The sequence below is a fragment of the Aeromonas sp. HMWF015 genome (genome assembly GCF_963878965.1).
GTDB classification, from domain to species: Bacteria; Pseudomonadota; Gammaproteobacteria; order Enterobacterales; family Aeromonadaceae; genus Aeromonas; species Aeromonas veronii.
Genome location: NZ_CAWNZT010000145.1, coordinates 1 through 3,292 on the forward strand (window position 1 = coordinate 1; position 3,292 = coordinate 3,292).

Annotated in this window: 4 protein-coding genes; 2 read left to right on the plus strand and 2 right to left on the minus strand. The window is 38.5% G+C overall.

Going from position 1 to position 3,292, the window contains the following annotated elements; genetic code table 11:
• On the minus strand, window positions 1-1,164 hold a 1,164-nt coding region (locus tag AACS18_RS07505), incomplete at its 3' end, for a hypothetical protein (RefSeq protein ID WP_146184868.1).
• Between the two features lie 116 nt (window positions 1,165-1,280).
• Window positions 1,281-2,036, minus strand: coding sequence for a hypothetical protein (locus tag AACS18_RS07510; protein ID WP_146184869.1), 756 nt, complete (start codon window positions 2,034-2,036; stop codon window positions 1,281-1,283).
• 334 nt (window positions 2,037-2,370) lie between these two features.
• Between AACS18_RS07510 and AACS18_RS07515 the strand changes: the two genes are divergently transcribed.
• Both AACS18_RS07515 and AACS18_RS07520 read left to right on the plus strand, forming a co-directional pair.
• Window positions 2,371-2,598: a helix-turn-helix transcriptional regulator gene (locus tag AACS18_RS07515; RefSeq protein WP_108614044.1), complete on the plus strand. Its 228-nt coding sequence runs from the start codon at window positions 2,371-2,373 to the stop codon at window positions 2,596-2,598.
• Window positions 2,595-3,292: DUF3987 domain-containing protein (locus AACS18_RS07520; RefSeq protein ID WP_146184870.1), on the plus strand; the 698-nt coding region annotated here is incomplete at its 3' end. The genes AACS18_RS07515 and AACS18_RS07520, both read left to right, overlap by 4 nt.

Below are 3,292 nucleotides of genomic sequence, written 5' to 3' on the forward strand. Positions count from 1 at the left end.
TTGATAAGCCTGAAACAATAACTTAACTACTTTTGTGTTGTTACCTAACTCAACAATGTTTTTGACATTATCCCCAGGGACAGAAAAAAATGAGACAATGGTTAGGTGATCTAAGAGACAGACCCCAAGAGATGAACCATTTACGCGATAAATGAGATTTTCAGTTAACTCTTCTTCCGTAATTATTCTTGCATGATATAATTTTTTTGCAAAGATTACAGGCTCCACATTCGTGCTTATCTGATCAATGCCTGACAGTATTTTTCCACAAATGTCATTCAGATTATCGAGTAAGTTATGGAGGATTAAAGGAGAGTTATAATTAAATTGTGAGTGTTTTTTTTCTGATGTATCATTTTGCAGTTCATGGGTTAACTTAGCGCCATGAGAGCAGTGCCGTGCGATGGTGAAATTATAACAGTATATGGCTTGCGAAATGATCGCGTTATACGTGTCCCCACCAAACAATATTGAATTATTTTCATACTCGTTCTTTGAAAGCCATGCATCCTTACTATTCATAACAACATGAATAGATGCGATCATGGGGATAAATACCAATCCCTGATAGTTAATAATATCATTAACCTGTGACATTAAAGAGTGATGCTTAAAGCCTTCCGTTTCCCTTAAAAGATACATCAGCCCGATTTTAAGCACGGCTAATGAGTGCTTAATAAACCCAAATGGAAATAAAGTGTCTTGAGGCACACTATTAATTACATTTAAGGCCAATTTCGGCTCTTCCTTTTTAATAAAGTCAAGTGCTTCTATGAGTGGGATATACTGAGAGAAATACTGTTGATATTGATTGCATTTGTAATAGTCGGGTTTAGTTAAGGTGAGAATTTCTGAAAAATTATTTTTGGAGAACCGCGTGAACTTCATGCTGTTTTCATTCAATTTATATAAATTGTAATGAAGTTCCCGAGGATCGGCCGCCAAATAATAAGGTGTTGGTGGGGGCAATACCATTTTAGATAGCTCATTCATCCTTGCATTAAGTTGAGGTAACTTAAATCCATTGTCGAATTTATATATTTTTGGTTTTTTGAAAAATGAAGCTATTTTTTCAGAGATACTATCTAATAACAATACCTTACAATCATTGTAATGCTGTGGTGTTTCTACCCCATGAGGTGTGTGAAATAGCAGTTCTGGCATATGCATGCTTTCATTTTTTATATTCAATGCATAACGAACAAGGCGTTCTAGCGAGGTTAATTTCTCGTCACCAGAAACAAGACGTTGATACGTTCTATGAAAATGCCCAAACAGATCTATTTTTTATCTATGTCTTGCAAGATGATGACTGCTGTGTAAGCAGCAACGATGGGCTCAAGGTCAAGTTCAATCCCTGGACTTAATCCTTCTTTACATTGAGCTGCTAGCTTATTTAGCTGCTTGCAGGTTTGATTAAACGGTTTAGTTAGACCTTTTAAGTAGTTAAGTAATTCTGGTATCAAGCTGTTTTCGACATTCAATTTAGTTTTTTCAACAGGATTCCCCCAGTCATTAAAAAATGATTTGATATAGTTTCGCATGTACTTTTGTGCGGCATCTTTCTGGAAAGATGTATGGTTGCCATCACGTTTTACTAAATCGCCAATCATTAATAACTGGTCAAGATGATAGTAGATTGAGGTTGGGTCTGCTTTATTCTTAAATATAAATATATCAGTGCAAAATAATGGTATTAATGCATTTCTGACATAATCCAGTGCGCATTTTTCCATTGTTTCTTTTTGCGGAATAGCTTTTCTCATTAGCGCATTAAAAATGCTCTCAGATATATCCATATGAGCATCAATCATTTCTGGTGGTAAATGGCTGCCTACATGCAAACGATGGAATACATCATGTAACCTAGCTAATGCATCATCACTATCAATGGCAACTGTATCTTGAAAGTATTCACGGTGTGGATCATAGGGCGACCTACTTATTTGTTGATCTTTCCGAGACCCTTTATGTTGAGCAAGGCCAAGCGTATCTTCTATAGAATAGATCAATGCAGCAAAATGATGTGTTTTCATCGTTTACCTATTGGGTCAGCGTAAATTTACATCATGGATTATCTCACCTCTTATACCTGCACTGCTAGCCATCTCATCGCTTAGTCGTGTCATGCCCTTCGCCAGATGAACGATTTGTCCTTACCCTCCTCACGCCACAATCGCAGTTAACCAATGCAGTTCATGTGCAAAAGCAAAGCCTTGGCAACAGACTCTGCCAATCAAAACAAAAGACTATAAATATCAACAGTTTATAATTTAGATCCATGGGTTCGCAATTTGCCCCCTGCACGGGATGCCACGGGAAAACCATAATGCGAGCTCATTCGGTCACACAGTAGAAGGAGAGCACACAATGCCACACACCACAGATCGCATCATTAGGCTACCAGAGCTCACAGAGATGATTGGTCTCGCCAGATCAACCATTTATGACAAGCTAAACATCAAGTCAAAGCGTTACGACAGCGACTTTCCGCAAGCAATAAAGTTGGGGTTGTCCGCTGTCGGCTGGCGTCAAAGTGAAGTCAACCAATGGATTGATAATCGTTCAAAAAAATCAGCTAAAGGATGTGAAAAATGAATCTTCGCCGAGAAATCAGGAACGCTATCGAAAAATTGGATGAAAATATCCTAGCCCCTTTGGATGACGTTTCTCACGCAACAAAGGCACCTGAGTTTATGATATTAAGTCAGATGCTTTCCGTGATGAGTATAGCTGCACAGCCTTTGGCTGATATTAGAACCCCAGTAGGTATGCAGCTACCAGTGTCACTATATTTTCTCATTCTTGCCGCATCTGGTGAGCGGAAAAGTACGGTTGATAAGTTACTGATGAAGTCAATCCGTGAATATGAACACTCTTTGGCTACAAAGACAGAATCTGAGTATGCGAATTATGTAATAGAACTTGAATTGTGGGAGGTGAAGAAAAAAACGCTAAGAAAAGGATTGGAAAAAATCCATCAAGATAGAGCAGATCTTAACGAAATTACCGAAGAGTGGCGTTTACATCAATCATGCAAGCCTATTCAACCAATTACTACAAGGGTGCTGATAGATGATATTTCAGGTGCAAAGCTGAAAATGATGCTATCAGAAAAGAACTCTTCATTGGCACTGACCTCAGATGAGGGGGGAACCCTACTATCTAGCGAACTAATAAAAGACCATTCACTTTTTTGTTCGCTATGGTCTGGACAAACTATAAGAATTGACAGGGCCAACAACACAGAGCTCCTGATTGATGGCGCTCGCCTAACCATAAGCATCCAGGT

Excerpts from the sequence above, each read along its gene's own strand:
- AACS18_RS07510 (WP_146184869.1), bottom strand. The coding sequence starts at position 2,036 with ATGAAAACACATCATTTTGCTGCATTGATCTATTCTATAGAAGATACG.
- AACS18_RS07515 (WP_108614044.1), top strand. The coding sequence starts at position 2,371 with ATGCCACACACCACAGATCGCATCATTAGGCTACCAGAGCTCACAGAG.